This is a genomic window from Desertimonas flava (genome assembly GCF_003426815.1).
In the GTDB taxonomy this organism is placed as follows: Bacteria; Actinomycetota; Acidimicrobiia; order Acidimicrobiales; family Ilumatobacteraceae; genus Desertimonas; species Desertimonas flava.
In genome coordinates, this window is record NZ_QKYK01000019.1 from 72,314 (window position 1) to 93,127 (window position 20,814).

General features: G+C 70.6%; 18 protein-coding genes and 1 riboswitch. Of the genes, 6 read left to right on the forward strand and 12 right to left on the reverse strand.

The features are described 5' to 3' along the window. Positions 1–15: 15 nt before the first annotated feature. From DN771_RS19405 to DN771_RS19450, 10 genes are all read right to left on the reverse strand, one after another. Complete coding sequence (locus DN771_RS19405; RefSeq protein WP_116999212.1) at positions 16–1,005, reverse strand: ABC transporter substrate-binding protein; 990 nt, start codon at positions 1,003–1,005, stop codon at positions 16–18. Further along, positions 1,002–1,823 carry an ABC transporter permease gene (locus DN771_RS19410; protein WP_162942152.1) on the reverse strand — a complete coding sequence of 274 codons (822 nt, stop codon included), beginning with the start codon at positions 1,821–1,823 and terminating at the stop codon, positions 1,002–1,004. The genes DN771_RS19405 and DN771_RS19410 overlap by 4 nt, the downstream gene beginning before the upstream one ends. Continuing rightward, positions 1,820–2,113, reverse strand: coding sequence for a thiamine-binding protein (locus DN771_RS19415; RefSeq protein ID WP_116999249.1), 294 nt, complete (start codon positions 2,111–2,113; stop codon positions 1,820–1,822). Before DN771_RS19415 ends, DN771_RS19410 begins: the two co-directional genes overlap by 4 nt. Before the next feature lie 83 nt (positions 2,114–2,196). Then, positions 2,197–2,297, reverse strand: a riboswitch (TPP riboswitch). A 57-nt stretch (positions 2,298–2,354) separates the two neighbouring features. Then, positions 2,355–4,055, reverse strand: coding sequence for an ATP-binding protein (locus DN771_RS19420; protein WP_116999214.1), 1,701 nt, complete (start codon positions 4,053–4,055; stop codon positions 2,355–2,357). A gap of 210 nt (positions 4,056–4,265) precedes the next feature. Beyond that, positions 4,266–6,188, reverse strand: a complete 1,923-nt coding sequence (locus DN771_RS19425) for a DUF5107 domain-containing protein (protein WP_116999215.1) — start codon at positions 6,186–6,188, stop codon at positions 4,266–4,268. Between the two features lie 7 nt (positions 6,189–6,195). Next, positions 6,196–7,107, reverse strand: coding sequence for a carbohydrate ABC transporter permease (locus tag DN771_RS19430; protein WP_116999216.1), 912 nt, complete (start codon positions 7,105–7,107; stop codon positions 6,196–6,198). A 210-nt stretch (positions 7,108–7,317) separates the two neighbouring features. Further along, entirely contained in the window at positions 7,318–8,382 is a 1,065-nt protein-coding gene (locus DN771_RS19435) for a carbohydrate ABC transporter permease (RefSeq protein ID WP_205528665.1), read from the reverse strand. Beyond that, positions 8,379–9,821, reverse strand: a complete 1,443-nt coding sequence (gene ngcE / locus DN771_RS19440; RefSeq protein ID WP_116999217.1) for an N-acetylglucosamine/diacetylchitobiose ABC transporter substrate-binding protein — start codon at positions 9,819–9,821, stop codon at positions 8,379–8,381. Before ngcE ends, DN771_RS19435 begins: the two co-directional genes overlap by 4 nt. A 72-nt stretch (positions 9,822–9,893) precedes the next feature. Next, on the reverse strand, positions 9,894–10,652 hold the full coding sequence (locus tag DN771_RS19445; protein ID WP_116999218.1) for a sugar isomerase domain-containing protein: 759 nt from the start codon (positions 10,650–10,652) through the stop codon (positions 9,894–9,896). Next, positions 10,649–11,533 (reverse strand): MurR/RpiR family transcriptional regulator, encoded by an 885-nt coding sequence (locus DN771_RS19450; protein WP_205528666.1) that lies wholly within the window; start codon positions 11,531–11,533, stop codon positions 10,649–10,651. The genes DN771_RS19445 and DN771_RS19450 overlap by 4 nt, the downstream gene beginning before the upstream one ends. A 103-nt stretch (positions 11,534–11,636) precedes the next feature. Between DN771_RS19450 and DN771_RS19455 the strand changes: the two genes are divergently transcribed. Both DN771_RS19455 and DN771_RS29670 read left to right on the forward strand, forming a co-directional pair. Next, positions 11,637–12,623 carry an N-acetylglucosamine kinase gene (locus tag DN771_RS19455; protein ID WP_162942153.1) on the forward strand — a complete coding sequence of 329 codons (987 nt, stop codon included), beginning with the start codon at positions 11,637–11,639 and terminating at the stop codon, positions 12,621–12,623. A 115-nt stretch (positions 12,624–12,738) separates the two neighbouring features. Further along, entirely contained in the window at positions 12,739–12,882 is a 144-nt protein-coding gene (locus DN771_RS29670; protein ID WP_162942154.1) for a hypothetical protein, read from the forward strand. A gap of 731 nt (positions 12,883–13,613) precedes the next feature. Here the strand turns inward: DN771_RS29670 and DN771_RS19460 are convergent. Both DN771_RS19460 and DN771_RS19465 read right to left on the reverse strand, forming a co-directional pair. Next, positions 13,614–15,044, reverse strand: a complete 1,431-nt coding sequence (locus DN771_RS19460; RefSeq protein WP_116999221.1) for an HNH endonuclease signature motif containing protein — start codon at positions 15,042–15,044, stop codon at positions 13,614–13,616. Positions 15,045–15,173: 129 nt separating this feature from the next. Then, positions 15,174–17,426, reverse strand: a complete 2,253-nt coding sequence (locus DN771_RS19465; RefSeq protein WP_162942155.1) for an arylsulfatase — start codon at positions 17,424–17,426, stop codon at positions 15,174–15,176. 105 nt (positions 17,427–17,531) lie between these two features. Between DN771_RS19465 and DN771_RS19470 the strand changes: the two genes are divergently transcribed. From DN771_RS19470 to DN771_RS19485, 4 genes are all read left to right on the forward strand, one after another. Continuing rightward, complete coding sequence (locus DN771_RS19470) at positions 17,532–18,419, forward strand: LysR family transcriptional regulator (protein ID WP_162942156.1); 888 nt, start codon at positions 17,532–17,534, stop codon at positions 18,417–18,419. A 114-nt stretch (positions 18,420–18,533) separates the two neighbouring features. Beyond that, positions 18,534–19,490 carry an acyl-CoA dehydrogenase family protein gene (locus DN771_RS19475; protein ID WP_116999224.1) on the forward strand — a complete coding sequence of 319 codons (957 nt, stop codon included), beginning with the start codon at positions 18,534–18,536 and terminating at the stop codon, positions 19,488–19,490. Then, positions 19,484–20,155 (forward strand): PIG-L deacetylase family protein, encoded by a 672-nt coding sequence (locus tag DN771_RS19480; RefSeq protein ID WP_116999225.1) that lies wholly within the window; start codon positions 19,484–19,486, stop codon positions 20,153–20,155. The genes DN771_RS19475 and DN771_RS19480 overlap by 7 nt, the downstream gene beginning before the upstream one ends. Next, positions 20,152–20,808 carry a class I SAM-dependent DNA methyltransferase gene (locus tag DN771_RS19485; protein ID WP_205528667.1) on the forward strand — a complete coding sequence of 219 codons (657 nt, stop codon included), beginning with the start codon at positions 20,152–20,154 and terminating at the stop codon, positions 20,806–20,808. The genes DN771_RS19480 and DN771_RS19485 overlap by 4 nt, the downstream gene beginning before the upstream one ends. Positions 20,809–20,814 lie beyond the last annotated feature (6 nt).

The following is a 20,814-nucleotide window of genomic DNA, read 5'->3' on the forward strand; positions in this document are numbered from 1 at the left end:
GGGGCACGGGCGACGTCATCCCAGGAGGTCGTTGGTGTAGGCGGCGGTCACGTCGACCTCGTCCTCGAGCAAGCCGGCGTCGGTGGCGAACGCGGCGAACTCGGCCCACACCTCATGGTCCTGGTTGCCCCAGGGAACGTCGCCGTCGGTGAACCGACTGGCGTAGTACTCGGCGGCGGCGTGGACGAGGGCGGCGTCGACCTCGGGCGCGGCGGCGAGCAGGTCGTCGGCGGCCGCGGCCGGATCCTCCGCCGCTGCAGCGTATCCCAGGCGCGAGGTGTCGAGGAACGCGGCGAGCAGTTCCGGCTCATCGGCGATCGTCGCTTCCGACGCGGCGAACAGCGGCGTGTACCAGTCGGGGATGCAGTCGATGTGATCGGCCAAACGCAGCTCGACGATCTCGCGGTCTTCGATCACGCTGGCGCGCAAGCCGTCCCACCCGCTGAACACCCACGCCACGTCGAACGCCCCCTGGTCCATGCCGGCGAGGTAGTCGACGTCGCCGATCTCGACGAACTGCACCTCGTCAGGGTCGCCGCCGTCGCACTCGACGAGGCGACTGATCAGCTCCACCTCGAGCGGACCGCCGTAGCCGCCGTAGCGCTTGCCCTCGAGATCGCGAGGGCGCTCGATTCCGCTCTCGGCGAGGGCGATCAGGGATGAGTCGTTGTGCGGCAGGATCGTCGCGATCGAGACGATCGGGATGCCGGCGGCGCGCGCCGGCAGGAGGCCTTCGGCCACCGTGATGCCGACGTCGATCTGGCCCGAGGCCAGCGCCGTGGCGACCCCGTCGGCGCCGGGCTCGACGATCGTCACGTCGAGGCCGGCCTCGTCGTACCAGCCGCGCTGTTCGGCGACGTAGATCCCGAGGTGATGGGCGTTCGGGGACCAGTTGAGCATGACCGTGAGGTCGGAGGCTTCCGGGGTCGTCGCTCCGACCGGCGTCGATGCGGTGACCGTGGACATGGCCACGAGGGAAGCGGCGAGAAGGGGGGAACGGTTCATCGGTGGTCCTTGTCAGGAGTCTGGGTCGTGGTGGTGGTCGTGGTGGTGGTGGGACGGTCGGCGGCGCGGAGCCACGGGGTGGCGAGGCGGCCGATGGTCGAGACGGTGGAGTAGAGGACGATGCTCGTGACGGCGATGACGACGATCGCCACCAGCACGCGGTCCATGCGATAGCTGGCGCGGACGCGGTTGAAGTACACGCCCAGCCCTCGTTCGGCGCCCATCCACTCGGCGACGATGGCGCCGAACATGGCGTAGGCAGCGGCGATGCGGACGCCGGAGAAGAACGGCCCGGCGGCGTGGGGGATGCGGATCCACCACAGCGTGTGCCAGCGCGACGCACCCATCGTCGCGACGAGGCCGACGAGATCGTCGTCGGCACTCGCCAGCCCGTCGATCGCCGCCACCGCCACGGGGAAGAACACGACGAGGGCCACGACGATGAGGCGGGGCAGGGTGCCGAAGCCGAGGAACGACACGAGGATCGGGGCGAGCACCACCGACGGCACGCTCTGCGAGGCCACGAGCAGGGGCTGCATCGACCGGCGCAACCAGGGCACGGCGGAGAGGGTGGCGGCGACGAGGACGCCGGTGCCCACGCCGATGGCGAGGCCACTGCCGGCGATCTGCGTGGTGGCGGCGAGGTGTCCGGGCAGCACACCCTTGACCTCGCCGAACGCGCCGGCCACGTCGGTGGGCGGCGGCAGCGTGTAGGTGGGCACGTCGAAGAGGCGCACGCCGACCTCCCACACGGCGAGCAGCAGCGCGACTCCGGCCACCGGCGGTCCGGCCCGCCGGGCGATGGCCGCGGCCGTCACTCGCGGAACTTGCCGGTGAGCCCGGCGATCGTCGGTCCGCTGTCGCCCGCCGACTCGGCGAGCTTGACGATCGTGATCACCGAGTCGGCGCCGGAGGTGAGGCAGGCATCGTGGGTGGCTCGAGTCAGCGCCCAGGCGGTGTCGGCGGGTGCCTCGAACGTGGTGCCGAGGGCACCGACCTCGTAGACGACGCCGGCCGCGGCGATGGCGGCGATCGCCGCCTCGACGTGGCGGTAGGGGTCGTCAGGCGTGCCGGCGGGGCGGGGGAGGACTTCGATCTCGACGATCACGGCGGGTTCCTTTCGTCGCTCCGGCTGGTCGCCAAGGAGCCACGGAACACCGCCGTCGGCCCCGACGAGAGCGTCGGGACGTGGTGCGCTGCTGACCGCGTTCCCTTCGCTCGCATGACCGAGAGCAGGTTCATGGGGTGGTCCCTGTCGGGATCTCAGCCTGGCGGCCCCCCCAGCGGTGGTTCGACGACAGCCTGCCATCTCGGCGTCGCCGGATCAAAGCGCGGTGTGGCCGACGAGATCAGGAGGGGCCCGTTCGCCGCCCGGTTCCCCGCTCGTCGAGGCGCCGCAGCTTGGACAGCTGGGCGGGCGGCGTCCACTCGCCGACGAGAGCGAGCGTCGCCGCTTGGGCGGCGGCGACATCGTTCTCGTCGCCGAGGAGCAGCGCCAGCTCCCAGCCGCGGCGGTAGGCGCCGAGGCGGGCGCTGAGATGGGGTCTGTCGGCGTCGTCGATCGTTGTCGCCAGCCGGATCGCGTCGGCCGTCCGGTCGTGAGCGAACTGAGCCAAGCGGGCCCGGCGCCGCGGTCCGATGTGCGACCCCTGCATGCGGAGCCGCGCCAGGGCGACCGCGGATCGCTGGTTGGCGGCAGCCACCACGGTGCCCCGGGGGACGTCGATGGACGTCGCCATCTGGTAGCTCTCCTCGGCCGCCCGATCCGCGGCGTCCAACCACCGCCGCGGCCGCGGCGATTCCGCCGCCGCATGGCGGAGCAGGCTGGCCGCCGTCTGACGTTGCTGTTGCTGCCAGATGAGGCGATCGGAAGGCTCCTTGAACTCGCTCAGGGCGTTCATCCGACCCAGCGTTCGACGGGCCATCCGGTTGTAGCCGAGGAGGTCGGCGAGCTCGGCCAGCTCCTGGGCAGCTCGCAGCGAGACGGAGAACAGGTGCGAGACCCGTTCCGGCCACTCGGGTGACCGTGGAGCCCGGTGGGCGCGGACCGCCTCCCCCGCCTCGAGCCCGAGGGCGACGGCTTCGAAGCCGGATTGGAGCCCGTCGATCGTCTCGGATTCACGAGCGACGATCGTGTTGAGGGCGAGCATCGAGGCGATCAGGTCGGTGCCGACCGCCGATGGCGGACGGCGGGCCACGGCGTCGCGGAGCAAGCCGATCAGTTCCGGCGCGACCGGATCCCCGACCCGGACCGCGGCCTCGGCGGCGCCGACCGCGTTGCGAATGAGATCGGCAGCGTCGTCGTCGTGCTGGGCGAGGTGGCCGGCGAACACGTCGGCGACGCCTTCGGGAAGTCGATCGACGGTGGCGAGTCGCCGGGGACCGAAGAGTCGTTCGACCGTGACGTCGCCGGGCTCGCGAACGGCCAGGCGCTGGAGCGCCGTCCACAGCATCGACCACGCCAAGCGGCGCAGGCGCGCGCGTTCCTGCCGGTGGGTCGCGGCGACGAGTGGGGCGCGGAGTCCGTGCTCCGCCTCGTACAGGAGCAGTGCCCGCTCCGCCTGGTGGAGCCCGGCGTGGCCGGCGGGAACGTCGGCCCAGGCGAGCAGCAGCGCCGCTTCCCGCCGCTGGCGATCGCACCGGGCATCGGGCGGGAACGGATCGCACCACCGCTCCGGCGTCGGGACACCCCATCGCCGGGGGAAGTCGAGGCGGTGGATCTCCGTGGCGAGCTGAGCTTCGACGCCCTGGATGAGGTCGTCGACGGTGTCGACGGCCAGCCCGCGCCGGGCGTCGACGGTGCGCAACGTGGCGGCGATCGCGTCGCGCCGCTCGGGCAGCTGGCCGAGCCCGCGGAAACGGACGAACGCATCGGCCGCCCGGCGGTCGTCGACCGAGGTGTCGGCCCAGTGCGCCAACGTGCGACAGACGCCGGCGAGGTTGGTGCCGAGCGGGGCGCGCAGTGAGTCGTCGACGTCGACGAGGTCGATCGTGCCGCCACGCAACTTCCGCACGGTGACGAGCAGCGCGGGCAACCAGCTCTCGGGCACGGCGTCACAATATGTCGGATCGAGCGCACGACACGTCGCATTCTCGTGGCGTACGTTGTGGTCGACCCAGCGGGATGAATGGCGGACCTTCCCGCTGGGTCCAAATTGCGAAGCAGCCGTGGTTGCGGGGGTGGGCAGATCGGCGGACGGGTGGCGTGTGGGGCCGCCCGTTCGCCGATCGAGGGCTGCGCCCCAGGGCCTGGCCCCGACTCACGCATGCATGCGGAAGTCGTAGCGCTCGGGAAGGGGAAGGTCGGGGTGGACCATGAGCCAGAGGGCGTCGAGGCTGCGCTCGCCCTCGCGCAGGTCGGCGATGTCGACGCCGGCCTCGAGGATCGCCGCGGCCCGCGCCGCCGCGCCCGACTCGGCCGCCGCCCAGGCCTCCAGCAGTCGCACCCGCCCGCGCGACCGTACGCCGGTCGGCAGGGACTCGGCGAGCTCGACCGCGTCGCGGGGGCGGCCGGCGTCGAGGAGCCGGGCGAGTGCCTCGACGGCCAGGCGCCAGCTGTGCGGCGCTCCGTGTGCCGCCTCGACGGCGAGGGCGGCTGCCTCGTCCGCGCGGCCCCGATCGCGTGCGGCGACGGATCGGCCACGAAGGGCCCACGGAGAGCGCGTCATCCGCAATGACGCGTCGTAGTGGGCGACGGCGGCGTCGAGGTCACCACGGCCGTGGGCGATGGCGGCCCGGTGGTACTCGGTGAGCCACGTGGTCGGGGCCGCGGCGAGCCGGGCGTCCCAGTCACCTCCGTGGACATGCGACACGAGCTCCGATCCGGCGAGTGCGCCCGTCTCGAGCAGCTCACACCACGGCGCCTGCTCGGGACCGAGCGAGCCATCGTCGAACGGCGTGCCCGTGTCGCCGCACCACGACTCCCCGGCGGCAGCGCGGCGGCGGCGCTCCAGGGCGCCCCAGCCCGTCCCGGTACCGAGGACCTCGGCCGGCGCGAGGTCGAGAACCTCCGTGGCGTCGGCGTGCCACGATGCGAGTGCGTCGGCCGGGACCGACCGTTCCACGCCACGGCCGGCGCTGGTGACGGCGTCAGGCCACGGTGCGTCAGCCGGCGCGTCGACGCGAACGGGTCCGAAGGTCTCGGTCCAGCACCAGTCGGTGCGCGGCGGCATCACGACGTGCTCGTACTGCGTGGGCGCGAGGCCGCCCTGGATCTCGGCGTAGCGGGTGTCGGCGCCGCCCGACAGCCATCGCTGCCACCGCTCGCCACCGCGTCCGGTGCCCCACACGAACAGCTTGCGTCCCCGCAGCATGGCGGTCGACGTGTGAGCGATGCCGGTGCCGTCCGCTCCGACCGCGACGATCCACGGGCGCTGGTCGGTGGCGACGTCGAAGAACCAGTCCGCCGCGCGGCCGACGGAGGCGGGGACGGTGGAGTCGCCGTCGGAGCGGTCCGGCACGTCGACGACGTCGAGGCCGTCGGGGTAGACCGTGCGGAACGCCCGGCCGGCCGGAGCGATCACCCGGGTCCCCGCGTCGGCGACCACGGCGGCGTTCGTCCACCAGTACATCGGCCGGCTCGCGTCGTTCACGTTGCGGACCCGCACGGTCGCGGCAAGAGCGCCGGCGCCCGGTGGCAGCCACAGGTCGACCTGGAAGATCACCTCGCGGAGACGCTCCCACTCCCACAGGCGCAGCAGCGGTGAGCCATCGGGCCGTTCGACGCGAGCGGCGAACAGCGACGACATCGTCGTCGGGGAATGACCCCGTGTGCCGATGTTCCATTCCACGCCGCCGGAGAACCAGGCGTTGCGGAGGGCGAGGTTCGCCGGTTGGAGGACGGGGTTGACGTACAGCAACTCGCGGCGGGCGCGCTTGTCGTACAGCGACCAGAGCCGCCCGCCGAGATCGACGGCGACCGTTGCGCGCAGCGCGTCGTTCTCGAGCACGGCGACGCGGTGGTCGGCGGCGGCGAGCGAGCGGCCGTAGTCGTCCTGCGGGGTGTAGGGGAAGAGCGACGGCGGCGAGCCGGACGTCGCACGAGCGGCGACGTCGCCCGGGACGCCCGATCCGATCCAGCCGGGAGCGTCGGGCCGATGCAGCAACGGCAGCCGGCTGGCCGGTCCCACCGCCGCCGTCGGCAGCGACATCGACGTGAGCACCAGCGAGGCCGCCGCCGTCACGTGGCGATCACTTCATCGTGCCTTGGGACACCGATCCCGACAGCTGGCGTTGGAAGACGACGTACATCACGAGCACCGGAACGACGGTGATCATCACGGCGGCGAACAACGAGCCGAAGTCGACGGAGTAGCCGGCGCTCGACGCGAAGCGGGCCATGCCCTGGGACAGCACGTAGTTGTCCTGTGAGCTGTTGAGGGCGACGGGCAGGAGGAACTGGTTCCACAGGCCGAGAAAGTTGAAGATCGCCACCGACGCCAGTCCCGGCCGGGCCATCGGCAGCATCACCTGGAAGTACGTGCGCCACTCGCCGGCACCGTCGACGGCGGCGGCCTCGGCGATCTCGTCGGGCAAGCGGCGGAAGAACGGGTAGAGGAAGAACACCGTGAACGGCAGGGCGAACGCCACGTAGACGGTGATCAGTCCGGGCAGCGTGTTCAGCAGATGGAACGACTTCATCTGCTTGAACAGCGGCACGATCGCCAGGAACACCGGGAACGTGAGGCAGGTCAGCATCATGTAGTAGATGGCCCGGTTGCCCGGAAAGTCGAACCGGGCCAGCACGTAGGCGCACATCGAGCCGAGCGTCATGACGATGACGAGGGCGCAGCCGACGACGATGACGGTGTTGAGGAAGTAGTTCCCGAAACTCTCCTCGGTCCACGCCGTGCGGTAGTTGTCGAAGTTCCAGTTGGCCGGCAGCGAGAACGGCGACTCGAAGATCTCTCGCGACGTCTTGAACGACGACAGCAGGACCCACAGGAGCGGGAGGATGACGATGACCGACCACAGGGTCAGCACGACGTGCGACACGGTCGCGACGGCGCGGTCGCCCCCCGTCGCCGGCGCCGCGTCACCGCGCACCGGCACGTCGCCCGACGGCGTCTGCGCCTCAGGAGCCGACATCTCGACCACCGTCATGCCGTTCCTCCAGGGGGCTGCGCCCCCCGACCCCATCGCATGCCGGCTCGCTGGCGCTCGCACGGCATGCCTGGCGTGAGCATGCTCCGAAGACTCCGCACGCTCACGCCAGTCCTCCAGGGGGCTGCGCCCCCCGACCCCATCGCATGCCGGCTCGCTGGCGCTCGCACGGCATGCCTGGCGTGAGCATGCTCCGAAGACTCCGCACGCTCACGCCAGTTGCACCCGGTCCTTGCCTCCGGTGAGGCGGTTGACGCCGAACACCAGCCCGGCGAAGGTCAGCGTGATGACGGCCATCGACACGCCGATCGCGCTGGCCCGCCCGGCCTTGCCGTCGACGAAGGCGGTCGAGAACAGCTCCTGGCTGAGTGTGCGCGTCGAGTAGTTGGGCCCGCCGGTCGGCGTGAGCGCCTGGGCGTACACGAACCCGTCGAGGGCGAGGATGCCGAGGTAGATGTACGCCGTCTGCACGGCGTCGCGGATGAGCGGCAGGGTGATCCTGGTGGACATCTTCCAGCGGCCGGCGCCGTCGATGCGGGCCGCCTCGTAGAGCTCGGCCGGGACCCCCTTGATGCCGGCGAGGAACAGCACCATGTAGAAGCCGACCATGCCCCAGATGATCACGAACATGACGGCCCAGCGGGCGGTCGATTCCTTGCCCAGCCAGGCGAACGTGTCGAAGCCGTTCTCGCCGACGAGGCGGCCGATCAAGGGGAGGTCGTTGAGCCAGCCGAGCACGGCGTCGACCGGCGTGCTGGTGAGCAAGCCGTTGAGCAGCCCGTTGGAGGGGTCGAACATCTTGCTCCAGATGAGACCGATGACGATGGCCGGAACCACGTACGGGAAGAACGACACGACGCGGTAGAAGCTCGAGTTGCGGATGCCGCGGAGTTGCCCGCGGCTGGACCCGCCGATGCTGATGAGGGTGGCGAACGTGAGGGAGATGCAGATCGTGACGAACGGGATGATCAGTCCCATGAGGACGTTGTTCTTGACGGCCTTGCGGAAGATCGGGTCGTCGAACAGGTCGCCGAAGTTGTCGAAGCCGATGAAGTTGAACGTCGACTTGAAGCCCGTCCAGTCGGTGAGGGCGTAGTACGCGGCCTGGACGAACGGCCACACGACGAAGACGACGACCACCGCCACCGGGATGACGAGGAACACGAACATGAAGCTGACGTAGTCGAGCGTCAGCCGGCGCCGGCGTCCCGACCGGCGCCGTCCCCGGGCGGCCAGCGGGCCGCCCGGGGACGAGGCAAGGGTCGGAGTTGTCACTCCACCGGGATCTTCTCGATCGAGTCGTCCTCGCGGACCCGGTCAGTGAGGGACTGCAGGTCACCCGTCAGGTCCTCGACCGACTTGCTGCCGTCGAGGAACGAGTTCCAGATCGGCAGCATGTCCTGGTTCATCCCGTAGGTGCTGACGAAGTTGAACGTGAAGATGTCCTCGCCGGCCGCTTCGAGCATGGCGATCTGCGACGCCAGGAACGGTGACTGCTCTTCGGGCGGCGGCACCGCGCCGTTGACGATGGTCGGGGCGAACCGCGTGGCCGCGAAGTTCGTCGCCGCCTCCTTCGACAGCATGATGCGCAGCAGCTCCTTGCCACCGGCCACGTTCTTGGCGTCGCTCGGCACGATGAACGGCTCGCCGGCCGTGGAGTGCAGGATGTTCGGGGACACGGCGTTGGCGGTGACCGGCATCGAGGGCACGCCGGCCATCTCGAAGCCCTCCATTGTCTGCTCTTTCATCTCGTTGGCGATCCACGAGCCCGAGGGATAGAGCAGCGCCTCCTGGTTGAGGCTCCACTGGGCCTGGGCGTCGGTGAAGAACGTGCCGCCACCGCCCGGCTTCATGTAGCCGGCGTCGATGATCTCCTTGAAGATCGTGAACACGGCCTGCACAGCGGGATGCGACCAGCACTCGGGCTCGAGGTTCTCGAGGGCGAGGCGCACCTCGTCGCCGCCTTCCTTGATGGCCGACTCGATGCACAGCGTCTGGTAGTACGTCGCCGCCTCGGTGCCCCACAGGAAGAGGTACTTGTCCGCCTCCTTGGCCTTGGCGCCGAGGTCGAGGCACTCCTCCCACGTGGCCGGAGGCGTCCACCCGTTCTCCTCGAACAGGCTGGCCGAGTACCACACGGCGTAGACCGTCATCACGTAGTTGATGGCGGCGAACTTGTCGCCGAACGTGCCCGGTGACGTGACGCCCGGGAACAGCGTGTCGCGGATCGTCGTTCCCTCGAGGTTGGGCGCATCGAGGACGTCGTTGAGGTCTTCGAGCTGGTCGAGGATCGTGTTGAAGCCGATCTGCTCGCGGCCCGAGTTGTCGATGAGGTCGGGCGGGTCGCCGCTGGCGAACCGCGGCTGCAGCTCGGTGGCGATCTGCGTCGACGGCTTGACCTCGACGGTCGTGTCGGCGTGGGTCTGCATGAAGATGTCGGCGGCGAAGTCCACGTAGTCCGTGGCGTAGCCGCCGTCGAAGATGACGGCCTCAACCTCGGACCCGGCTTCGATGCCGAACGGATTGGCGGTGTCGCCGGCGGGCGTCGTGGTGCCGGCGAGGCGTCCCGGCCGCGCCGCGGCGACGCGGTTGCCCCCAGCGAGGTACGGCGACAGGGCGAGGCCGGCACCGGCGGCTGCGGCACCGCTGAGGAACCGGCGACGCCCGATGGCAGATGAGTTGGACGGTGTCTTGTCGTTGTCTGATGTGGTCATGGTGGATCTCCACGTTCCTTCTGGATCGTGCCGGCGAACCGGGCGTCTGAATGCCCTCGCGGGCAGGATGGGTCAGGCCGTGCGACGGATGCGGCCGCGGTACGCGTCTTCGAGCGCGTGGTTGTGTTCGTCACCTCCTGGAATGTTGGCCGAGATGTACACGGGTGGCTTCGCGCCGGAGTCGCCGAGGCGTTCCGCCACACCGATGGTGAGGAGTTGGGCGATGAACGCCGCGGTGATCGACGAGACGGCCCCAACTCCGGTGCCGTCGTCGAGTGTGAGCGCGGTGTCGCCGTAGGGCGCGAGGTTGTCGATGACGACGTCGGCGATCTCGCTGAGGCGCTTGCCGCTCGGGTGCTTGGGCGTCACGGCGTTGGTGTGCTCGAGGCTGGTGACGCCGATGAGCCGGTGGCCGCGCTCCTTGGCGGCGAGGGCGACGCCGACGATCGATCCGTTCACGCCGGAGTTCGAGGCCACGATGAACACGTCCTCGGGGCTGGTGGGCGTGACGGCGAACAGTTCCTCGACGACGGAGTCGTCGCGTTCGAGCTGGCCGCCGCTGAGGATCGACGTGTCCCGCCCGCCGTAGAGGACGAGGTCGCGCAGGGCCATCGAGCTGGTGGGGATGAGCCCGCCGGCGCGGCCGACGACTTCCATCACGAACGCCTGCGAGTGCCCGGTGCCGAAGGCCTGCACGACGCCGCCGGCCCGCAGCGAGGCCGCGATCAGGTCGCAGGCGGCATCGATGCTGGCGGTTGCCTCCGGCTCGATGAGCCGCTGGAGGCGGGAGGTGACCTCGTGGAGGTAGGCGGACGTGATGGTCTCGTTCACGGCGACGATGAGCTCCTGCTGGTTCCGCGGGCGCGGGTGGGGGGACGGCGATGCGACGTCACGGCCAGGCGAGTGGCGGCGAGGCGGTCGGCCGTGGTGGTGAAGTCCTGCTGGGCGACCAGGAGGTACAGGAGGTCCAGTACGAGGATCTGGGCGTAGCGAGCCGAGGGATCGTCGGGCTGGGCGGCATGGTGCGGCGAGGCGTTGATGATGCAGGCGTCGGCGACGCGGGCGATGGGCGAGTTGCGGTCGCGGGTGATGGCGACGGTGAAGGCGCCGTTCTCCTTGGCCACCTCGAGCATCTCGATCGTCTCTTTCGTCCGGCCGCTGTTGGAGATGCCGATGGCGATCGAGTCGCTGGTGAGGATGGCGGCGCTCGCCAGGCCCTTGTGGACCTCGTCCCACGCGTGGGCGTTGACGCCGATGCGATAGAGGCGGCCCTGCAGGTCGGCGGCCATCGTGCCGCTGTTGGCGATGCCGTAGATGTCGAGATGACGGCACGCCCAGATCGCCTTGGCGATGCGTGCCACCTCTTCGATGTCGACCAGGGCGGCCGTGGCCTCGAGGGCGCGGGCGTGGGCGCTGAGCAGCTTGCCGAGCACGTCGGCAGGGGCGTCGTCGGGGTCGTAGGACCGGCCGATGTCGGTGCGCCACGACTCGGAGGCGTCGTCGCGTCCGAGCTCGGTGGCGAGGCCGACGCGCAGCTGGACATAGCCGGAGTAGCCGACGAGGCGACAGAACCTCGTGACCGTGGCGGCGGAGGTGCCGGCCCGGCGGGCGAGCTCGGTGATCGACAGGTGGAGCGGCAGGGCCGGGTCGGCGAGGATCAGCTCGGCGATCTTCGTCATCGCCTCCGACATCTGCGGGAGGTTCGCGCGCATCCGGCTGATCGCCCGCGGCTGCTCTCTCCGCCGTCGCGCCCCCGCGCTCGTCATGTGAAAATTTGTACCACACGTTCGCGGTGCGTGTGACAGGATCTTGTCAGTGAGGGTTCTGGGGGTCGATGTCGGCGGGACGTCGACGCGCGCCACTGTCGTGGCCGGCGACGGCCGGGCGCTCGGGTACGGCGTCGCCGGCAGCGGCAATCCCACGGCATCGGGCGTGGAGTCGGCTGCTGCGGCCATCGTCTCCGCGTCCCGGGCGGCGATGCAGCAGGCCGGCGTGGCGGTCGAGGACGTGGACGTGGGTGTGGCTGGGATCGCCGGTGCGGCCGGTGCCTTGGGCGCCCGGTTGCGGGCCGCCCTCGCCGACGCCGCCTTGACGACGTCGTTCTCCTTCGAGGGTGACCTGCTCGCCACGTACTGGTCGGGGACGCTCGAGCCGTGTGGCTATGTGCTGGTCTCGGGCACCGGCGCGGTCGCCGCTCGGGTCGTGGACGGCCGGCTGGCGGCGGTGCGTGACGGGCTTGGTTGGCTCCTCGGGGATCGGGGATCGGGGTTCTGGATCGGTCGGCGGGTGATCCGGGCGGTGCTGGCGATGCTCGATCATCGGCGGCCGCCCACCGTGCTCGCCGATCTCGTGCTGGCCGACTTGGGCGTCGACCCGTCGGAGGATCCGTGGGAGCACGGACGGACGCTCGTGCTCAGCGAGACGACCGATCGGCTCTATCAGTTGCGTCCCGCCGACCTCGCCCGGTTCGCCCCGATCGCCTTCGCCGCCGCCGACGCCGGCGACGACTACGCTCGGCAGATCGTCAGTGACGCCGTGCGGGAGCTGTCGGTGACGATCCTCGGCGTCGTTGAACCGGACGTCGTCGGCCCGTTCGTCTTCGGCGGGAGCGTGCTGGCGAACCGGCCGGCGATGGTTGCGGGCGTGGAAGACGGTCTTTGCCGCGCCGGCCTCGACCCTGCGGTCACGACCGTCGACGACGGGCTCGTCGGCGCCGCAGTTCTCGCCCTACGGCGTGGCGGCGTCGACGTCGGTCGAGCCGTGCACGAGCGGATCCGCACGTCGCTCGCCCTGCTGCGCTGACGGAGCAGCGATCGAGCGCGTGCCGCTCGACACGGCCGGGGATCGTTGACAGCGGTCGTGGCCAGGCGGATGATCGAGGTAGGCAACGAAGTGGTTGATCACCGTGGAGGTGTCAATGACCCAGCTCACCGTTCACCAGTGCCCGTACTGCGAGCTCCGGTTCGGCTACGCCAACGATCTCAAGGATCACGTGGTCACCGATCATCCCGACCACGCGGCCGAGTTGGTCGCCGTCGAGTTCCACGAGATCCCTCGCTGAGGCTTTTTCTTGGTCACCCCTGGCGGCCGTGCCGGGGGTGACCGATCGCCGCGGCCGTGGCCTTGCTGCGGTCTCGGGGCTCATGCCAGATCGGTGTTGCCAACACGATCGGACGGGTGCAGGCGCGCCGTCGGTTGCGGTGTCTTGCCTTGATGGGTGGGGTAGTGGGTCGATGCCGCGGCCGGGTGTGGGCCCGGGGACGGGGTCACGCTGTGTCGGTGCTGCCGACACGTTCTGATGGGTGTGGCCGGGCTCTGGGTTCGGTGGTCTGCCTTGATGGCGGGGTATGGCGCTGGGCTGTTCTGGTCGGCTGGCCGTTGCGGCGGGTACCGCTGAGTCGGTGGTGTTTGCGCCGTCCAACGGGTGCAGGCGCGCCGTCGGTTGCGGTGTTTTGCCTTGATGGGCGGGGTACTGGGTTGATGCCGCGGTCGGGCGTGGGCCCGGGGGCGGCGTCACGCTGCGTTGGTGCTGCCGACACGTTCTGACGGGTTTGGCCGGGCTCTGGGTCCGGGTGGTTTGCCTTGATGGCGGGGTACGGCGGCATCTCGTACTGGCCGGTGACGGTTGTCGCGGCTGACGCCAGGTCGGTGATGGGGGCACGCTTCGACGCCGTCACGCTTCGACGCCGTCACGCTTCGACGCCGTCACGCCGTCACGCCGTCACGCCGTCACGCCGTCACGCCGGTGATCGGTCGACGGGTGCGGTCGCGTCGGGTTCGGTTCGGCGGGGTTCAGGCGGTGTGGGGGAGGGGGCCGGGATCGGCGGTGGTTCGTCGTCGCCGGTCGAGGTGGGGATGGTGTTCTTGGTGGCCGTTGGGGTGGGTGACGGTGAGGGTGCGGGTCGTCGCGTCGAGGGTGAGGTGGAGGTGGTGGTCGTGGATGAGGTGGTGGTGGCGTTGGCAGGCGGGAATGAGTTTGTCGATGTCGGTGGTGCCGTTGTGGGGAGGTCCGAAGGGGGTGGTGTGGTGGATTTCGCAGCGGTCGAACGTGACGTTGCAGTCGTTGAATGCGCAGGTGGGGTACATGATGCGGAGTTGTCGGCGTTGATCGGCGTTGGCGAGTCGGTGGGCTCGTCCCAGGTCGACGACGACGCCGTTGCCGTTGAGGACGGCGGGGATGATGTCGGCGTTGCAGGCGAGGTGGCGGACGGTTTCGACGGGGAGGCGGGTGCCGTCGGACGTTTCGCAGCAGCGACCGGGCCGTGACCACGAACCAGCAGCTGTCGCGGCGAGTTCGTCGGTCGGCGGGTCGGCTGGGGTGCCCGCCGACGTGTCCGTGTCGGTCTCGGTGCTGATGTCCGTGTTGCCGCGGGCTGCCGTGCCGGTGTCGGCTGCGGTGGCGGTGTCGTGGAGGAGTGTTTGCAGGTCGATGAGGACGACGAGTTCGGTGCGGGATCGGCCGTTGCTGCGGACGCCGAGGATGAGGTTGGCGATGGCGTCGGCGACGAGTTGTTGGTGGGTCCGCTGGTCGTCGGGGTCGTCGCGTGCGGTGCGGTGGAGTCGGTCGATCTCTTCGTCGATGGCTTTGCGGACGCGGGCGCCGGTTTCGGGGTCGAATTGGGCGAACAGTTTGGTCATGCCGGTGGCGTGGTCGGTCCACAGGTTGGCGGTGCGGTCGGCTCGTTGTTGGTGGAAGCGTTCGAGCTCGCGGGCGCGGTCGTAGTCGTCGACGAGGCCGCGGACGTGGACGCGGTATTCGTGGAGGCCCATCGTGAGCGCGGCGGCCGACAGGCCCTGCCGGTGGCGGTCGAGGAAGGCGGCCCGTTCGTCGTTGGACAGCCGGGCGGTTGCTTGGTTGACGGCGTCGGCGTAGCCGCCGGAGAGGTCCCCGCGCCGGGTTGCGTCGCCGAGTGAGGGCAAGGAGTCGAAGAGTTCGGAGCGACGAGAATCTTGCTCGGTGGCCTTGTTCGACCGCTGCCCATGGGGATCGAGCGTGCGGCCCGAGGTGACCGCGGCGGGAGCGCCGGCCGGCTGGAGATCGCGCGCCTTGCGGGCGAGGTCGGCGCGGACCCCGTCGATCATGTTGGCGGCGCGTGTCGCCTGGATACTGGCCTGGCGCAGAGAGTCGGCCGTGAACGTCTCGATCGCGAGGTCGCCGAACGCCGCCCCGAGCGCGTCGACGGCGGCGATGAGCCGGTCGATGTCGGGACGGGTGGTTGCCATGTCGAAACGCTAGCCGAGAGCGCGGCGGTGGCGCAACAGTTGTTCGTATATTTCGGAGAAAGATCTGACTGTCCGCGTAGATCGGCACGATCGCTGCGATCAGCGCGGACAACCCGGTACGTGGGTTGCTCAGTCGGCACGAACGGCGGTCGCGGCCGAGCCGGCGCCGTCGACGACCGTCCCCTCGGCGAGCGTGATCGTGACCGCGTCGAAGTCGCCGCGGTAACGGGCGGGCGGCGCGTACGCCGACGACACGGGCGACAGTCGGTTCTCGCCGACCTCGATCCCGTTGCCTCCCGAGTAGAACGGGACGACTCGCCGGATCGGTGTCGACGCCACCCGGTTCTCGTCGATCACGAGATGGACGACCGGGCCGTCCGTCGTCGTTTCACGATCGAAGCCGACGACACGCGCGTCGGGCCCGCAGGGGAGCGGTGTGGACACCACGTCGACCTCGCCGAAGCCGTTGTGCTCGTATCGGAGCTCGCCGTCGGCGACGTACAGCACGTAGCCCGCGAAGCGCCCGCCGAACGACACCAGCACGCCGTCGTCGTCGGCACGCCGCCCGTTCAGCGTGACCCGTACCGAATGGTCCGACCCGGTGAGGGGGATCATCGCCGCCTCGCTGATGCGATCGGTGCCGCGCCACAGCACGACCTCCCGGACATGCTCGTTGGGCTGGCCGTCGCGACTGAGCGCCCGGTCGAGGAAGCGATCGTCGAGTGGCGTCACGCCGTAGCGACCCGCTTCGTGCCACCACAGGTCGACGAGCTGACGGAGCCGGGCCGGCTCCTCGACGGCCAGGTTGCGGTGCTCGGAGAAGTCCTCGGCGAGGTGATACAGCTCCCACTCCTCGTCCTCGAACGCGGCGCCGGGCAGGTGCATCGTCGTCGCCTTCCATCCGTCGTGATAGATGCCGCGGTGTCCGCCCATCTCGAAGTACTGCGTGCGCCGTCGGCCGCCGGTATCGCAGCCAATCAGGGCGGGCACCATCGACACTCCGTGCATCGGGATCTGATCGATGCCGTCGACCGCGCGGGTGGGCTCGACGTCGCACAGCTCGAGCAGCGTGGGGACGAGATCGATGGCGTGGCAGAACGAGCCGTCGACCCGGCCCGGCGTGGCGACCCGCCCCGGCCAGCGGACGATGAGCGGCGCCCGCACCCCTCCGCCGAACGTGTGGTGCTTGTACCACTTGCCCGGCGTGTTGCCGGCCTGCGCCCAGGCCGTCGGGTAGATCGGGTACGAGGCCGGGCCACCCAACGCGTCGAGCCGGGCGAACGACTCGTCCGGCGTGGCCGCCATGCCGTTGAGGGGGATGAGTTCGTTCCACGAGCCGGCCAGCCCACCTTCGCCGGCCGCGCCGTTGTCCGACACGACGACGACCACCGTGTCGTCGAGGCAGTTCGTCCGGCGCAGGGCGTCGATCAGCCGGCCGATCTGGGCGTCGGTGTGCTGGAGGAATCCGGCGAACAGCTCCTGGTAGCGCGCGAACAGCGGGCGGTGCTCGGCCGGCACGTCGTCCCACGACGGCAGGCCGGGATTCGCCGGCGGCAGCTGCGTGCCGGCGGGGATGATGCCGTCGGCGAGTTGCCGCCGGTACCAGCGCAGCCGCGTCTCGTCCCACCCATCGTCGAAGCGGCCGGCGTGCGTGTCCCGGTACGGCGGAGGAACTTGATGCGGACCGTGGCACGCGCCGTACGCGAGGTAGAGGAAGAACGGACGGTGCGGGCTCGCCGAGCGATGGGTGGTGATCATCGTGATCGCCTCGTCCGTGAGTTCCTCGCTGAGGTGGTAGTCCTCGTCGTCGGACGGGTGCACGACGTGGTTGTCGCGCACCAGGTTGGGTCGGTACTGGTCGGTCTCCCCGGCGAGAAACCCGTAGAAGCGGTCGAACCCATGGGCGAGAGGCCAATGGTCGAACGGCCCGGCCGGATTGATCTCGTGCATGGGTCCGAGGTGCCACTTGCCGACCGCGTAGCAGCCGTAATCGGCGCGGCGCAGGTGCGCGGGGAGCATCGCGGCGCGCTTCGTCACCTGCTCGCGCCCGTTCGGGAATCCGGAGGGGAAGCCGGTGATCATGCTCATCCCCGCCGTGTGGTGGTTGCGGCCGGTGAGCAGACAGGCCCGCGTCGGCGAGCACAGCGGCGTCACGTGGAAGTTGTTGAGCCGCACGCCGTCTGCGGCGAGGCCGTTGATCACCGGGGTCTCGATGTCGGAGCCGTAACAGCCGAGCTGGGCGAACCCGACGTCGTCGAGGACCACCACGATGACGTTGGGCCGGCCGGCTCCCGTCGTCGGCAGAGGCCACCACGGCGTCGACTCCGAGAGGGTGCGGCCAACCGTTCCGGCGAAGTCAGGTTCGAGAAGATGTTCGATCACGACCGGATTGTCCCCGTCCCCGGGCGAGCGGGGAAGTGAAGAGTCGTCCGGTCGGTGATGGCCGTGATTCATGACCTGAGGAGAGCGGCGGCGTACCCTGCGCGGGTGGACGCCTCGTTCGATCTCAACCTGCTGCGGGTCTTCGACGCCGTGATGCGCGAGGGCAGCGTCACGCGGGCCGCCCGGTCGCTCCACGTCACGCAGTCGACGGTGAGCCACGCCCTCGCCCGACTGCGCGTCGCCGTCGGCGACCCGCTCGTCGTTCGCCGCGGGAACGCGATGCACCCCACGTCGACCGGGCGGCGCCTGGCCGTCGAGGTGCACGACATCATGGGCCGGATCCGCGCCAACTTCGCGCCGGCCGAGTTCGAGGCGGCCAGTTCACGCCGGCGCTTCGTGTTCGCCCTGCCCGACACGCTCGTCGGGCCGTTCGGCATCGCGCTGCTCGGTCAGGTCGCCGTCCACGCGCCCCACGCCGGGCTCGAGCTGCGACGCCTCACCGACACCACCGCCGACGAGCTGGCCGCCGGTTCGGTCGACGCTGCGCTGAGCGTCCCCGGGCGCCTCGTCGGGGCGCTGCGCTCGGCGCCGCTCCTCGACGTGACGTGGCAGGCGGTCGTCAACAGCACTCACCCGTTGGCCGGCGCCACGCCGGACCTCGCCGAGCTCGCCCGCTGGCCACACGCCGTCGTCGCCGACGCTCCGGTCACCGAGCTCGTCGGCTCGCTCCTCGCCGCCCGCGGTCTCGAACGGCGGATCGGGGTCGTGCTGACGACGTCCGCACTCGTCACCCGTGTCGTGGCAGCGACGGAGTTGATCGGGTTCGTCCCCTCCACCGAGCACCTCGAGCAGTCGGTGCGGTCCGTCGCCCTTCCACCCGAGGTCCACGGTCAACCCCACCACCTGTTCTGGGGCGCCGCCGAGGCCGATCCCGCCTGCGCGTGGTTCGTGGCGACGCTGCTCGCGACAGCGGCCGCCATCACCGACGGCTGACGCGGTCGACCACCGCCCCACCCGGGAGCGCGTGAATCAGCGGCGGCCAATCGGGGTAGCTGAACGCATCGCGCGCGACCGCGCCGGTGCCACCGGCCGACGATGGGAGTTCACGTGACCGACAGCTCGACGACACCGGATGTCATCGAGCGCGCTCGAGCCGTCATCGCCGACCTCGGAGAGCTCCCGTTACCCGGCCGCGGGGCGACGTTCGAGCGGTGGCAGCGGCTGGCCGGCGTCGGGGTCGAGGACGTCTCGGTCGTGCGGATCGTCGAGGGCCACTACGACGCTGTGGCGATCCTCGCCGAGCTCGGCGCCGATCCGCTCGACGGCGGCCTGGCCGGAGTCTGGGCCGCCCGACCCGGCGAACTCGTCGCCGAGCGAACCCGTCGTGGCTGGACGCTGTCGGGAGAGAAGCCGTTCTGTTCCGGCTCGGTGCTGCTCGACACGGCCCTCGTCACGGCGGTGTCGGAGGACGGGCCCCGCTTGTTCCGCATCGACGCGCACGCACCCCGGGTGGTCGCCCGTTCATGGACGCCCCTCGGGATGGCCGCCACGCGGAGCGAGACGCTGTGCTTCGACGAGATGGGCGTGCCTGACCACGACGAGGTGGGCAAGCCCGGTGACTACGTCGACCGACCTGGGTTCGGTCATGGCGGCAGCGGTGTCGCCGCCTGCTGGTGGGGCGGCGTCGCCGGGCTCGTTCCGGCGCTGGCCGCGGCAGCCACCGACGGCTCCGACGATCGCGTCCGCATCCTCGGCTCGATCGTCCTGGCGCTGGAACAGAGCGCAGCGTTGCTGCACACCACCGCGGATCGCATCGACCGCTCGCCCGCCGATCGCGACGGCGCCGTCTCGTGGGCCGCGACGGCGCGGTCGTCGGTCGCCGCAACCGCTCGCCTCGTCTTGGCTTCCGCTGCCGCTGTGCTGGGGACGAGCGCGCTCGCCGGCGACGCCGCGGTCGGGCAGCGCATGGCAGACCTGACCATGTACCTCACGCAGTACCGCGACGACGAGCTGATCGACGGCGGTCGGCGCGTGATCGAGTCGGGAGAGCTCCGCCTGTGTTGATCGGCACGTGGACCCGCCCGCTTCCGCTGTTGCCCGAGCGCGTCGTGGTGATCGCTCCCCATCCCGACGACGAGGTGCTGGGGTGCGGGATGACGATGCGTTGGCTGAGCGACCGGGCCTGTGACATCTCCCTCGTCGCGTGCACCGATGGTGAGGGGTCGCACCGCCGGTCCGCGGCGGTGTCGCCGGAGCAGCTGCGAGTCTGGCGTGCCGAGGAACGCGCTCGCGCCTTGGAGCTGCTCGGGCTCGCGCCGTCGGTCCTCCGGCTCGGTCTGCCCGACGGAGAGCTCGCCGAGTCGACGGCCGAGCTCACCGACGCCCTGACCGCCGCCATCGCCGGAGCCGATGTGGTCATCGCACCGTGGCTCGGCGACGGCCATCCCGATCACGAGGCGGTGAGCCGCAGTGCCGCACGGGCGGCCCGCCGACGCCGCCTCCCGTTGTGGTGCGTTCCCGTGTGGGGCAAGGTGCGCCGCTCCCGTCCCTACGACGGGCGCGTCTCGAGACTCCGCCTGAGCGCCGACGCCCAGGAGGCCAAGGCGGCCGCAGCGGCGGCGTTCGTCAGCCAACTCCGACCCGTCGGCGCCGGCCCGCACGACGGGCCGGTGGTCCACCCGAGCGAGCTGACGGCGATGCTCGACGGTGAGGAGGTGTTGCTCTGGTGAGCCGGGCGCCGTCGAGTGGCCCGCAACCGACGTCCGATGCCTACTTCGCCGAGATGTGGGGACGGGCCGACGACCCGTGGGACCACGGGTCGCGCTGGTACGAGAAGCGGAAGTACGGCCTCACGGTGGCGGCTCTCCCGCGGCCGCGCTACCGGCGGGCCTTCGAACCGGGCTGCGGCGCCGGCTTCCTCACCGCGGCGCTGGCGTCACGGACCGACCATCTGCTGGCGATGGAGCGGTCACCGCGCGGCGTCTCGGTCACCCGGCGCCGATGCGCGGCCATGCCGGGCGTCGACGTCCGACGCGGCCGCATCCCCCACGACTGGCCGGCCGACACGTTCGACCTCATCGTGCTGTCCGAGGTGCTCTACTACCTCGACGACGACGGTCTCGCCCTCAGCCTGCGGCGAGCCGGCGAGAGCCTCGAGCCGGACGGCCACCTGATCGCCGTCCACTATCGCCCGCCGGTCGAGGAGCATGCGCGGCTCGGCGACGACGTCCACGGCGCACTCCGCGCGGCCCTCGGCGAACCGATGGCGACCTATCAGGACGCCGAGTTCGTGCTCGACGTCTTCTCGTCGCCGCGCCCTGTCGGCGGATCCACACCGTCCTCACCATCACTCTCACAACCACCGGCCGATCGGCCGACCTAGGAGGAA

Excerpts from the sequence above, each read along its gene's own strand:
- DN771_RS19405 (WP_116999212.1), bottom strand. The coding sequence starts at position 1,005 with ATGAACCGTTCCCCCCTTCTCGCCGCTTCCCTCGTGGCCATGTCCACG.
- DN771_RS19430 (WP_116999216.1), bottom strand. The coding sequence starts at position 7,107 with ATGACGGTGGTCGAGATGTCGGCTCCTGAGGCGCAGACGCCGTCGGGC.
- ngcE (WP_116999217.1), bottom strand. The coding sequence starts at position 9,821 with ATGACCACATCAGACAACGACAAGACACCGTCCAACTCATCTGCCATC.
- DN771_RS19450 (WP_205528666.1), bottom strand. The coding sequence starts at position 11,533 with ATGCGCGCGAACCTCCCGCAGATGTCGGAGGCGATGACGAAGATCGCC.
- DN771_RS29670 (WP_162942154.1), top strand. The coding sequence starts at position 12,739 with ATGACCCAGCTCACCGTTCACCAGTGCCCGTACTGCGAGCTCCGGTTC.
- DN771_RS19460 (WP_116999221.1), bottom strand. The coding sequence starts at position 15,044 with ATGGCAACCACCCGTCCCGACATCGACCGGCTCATCGCCGCCGTCGAC.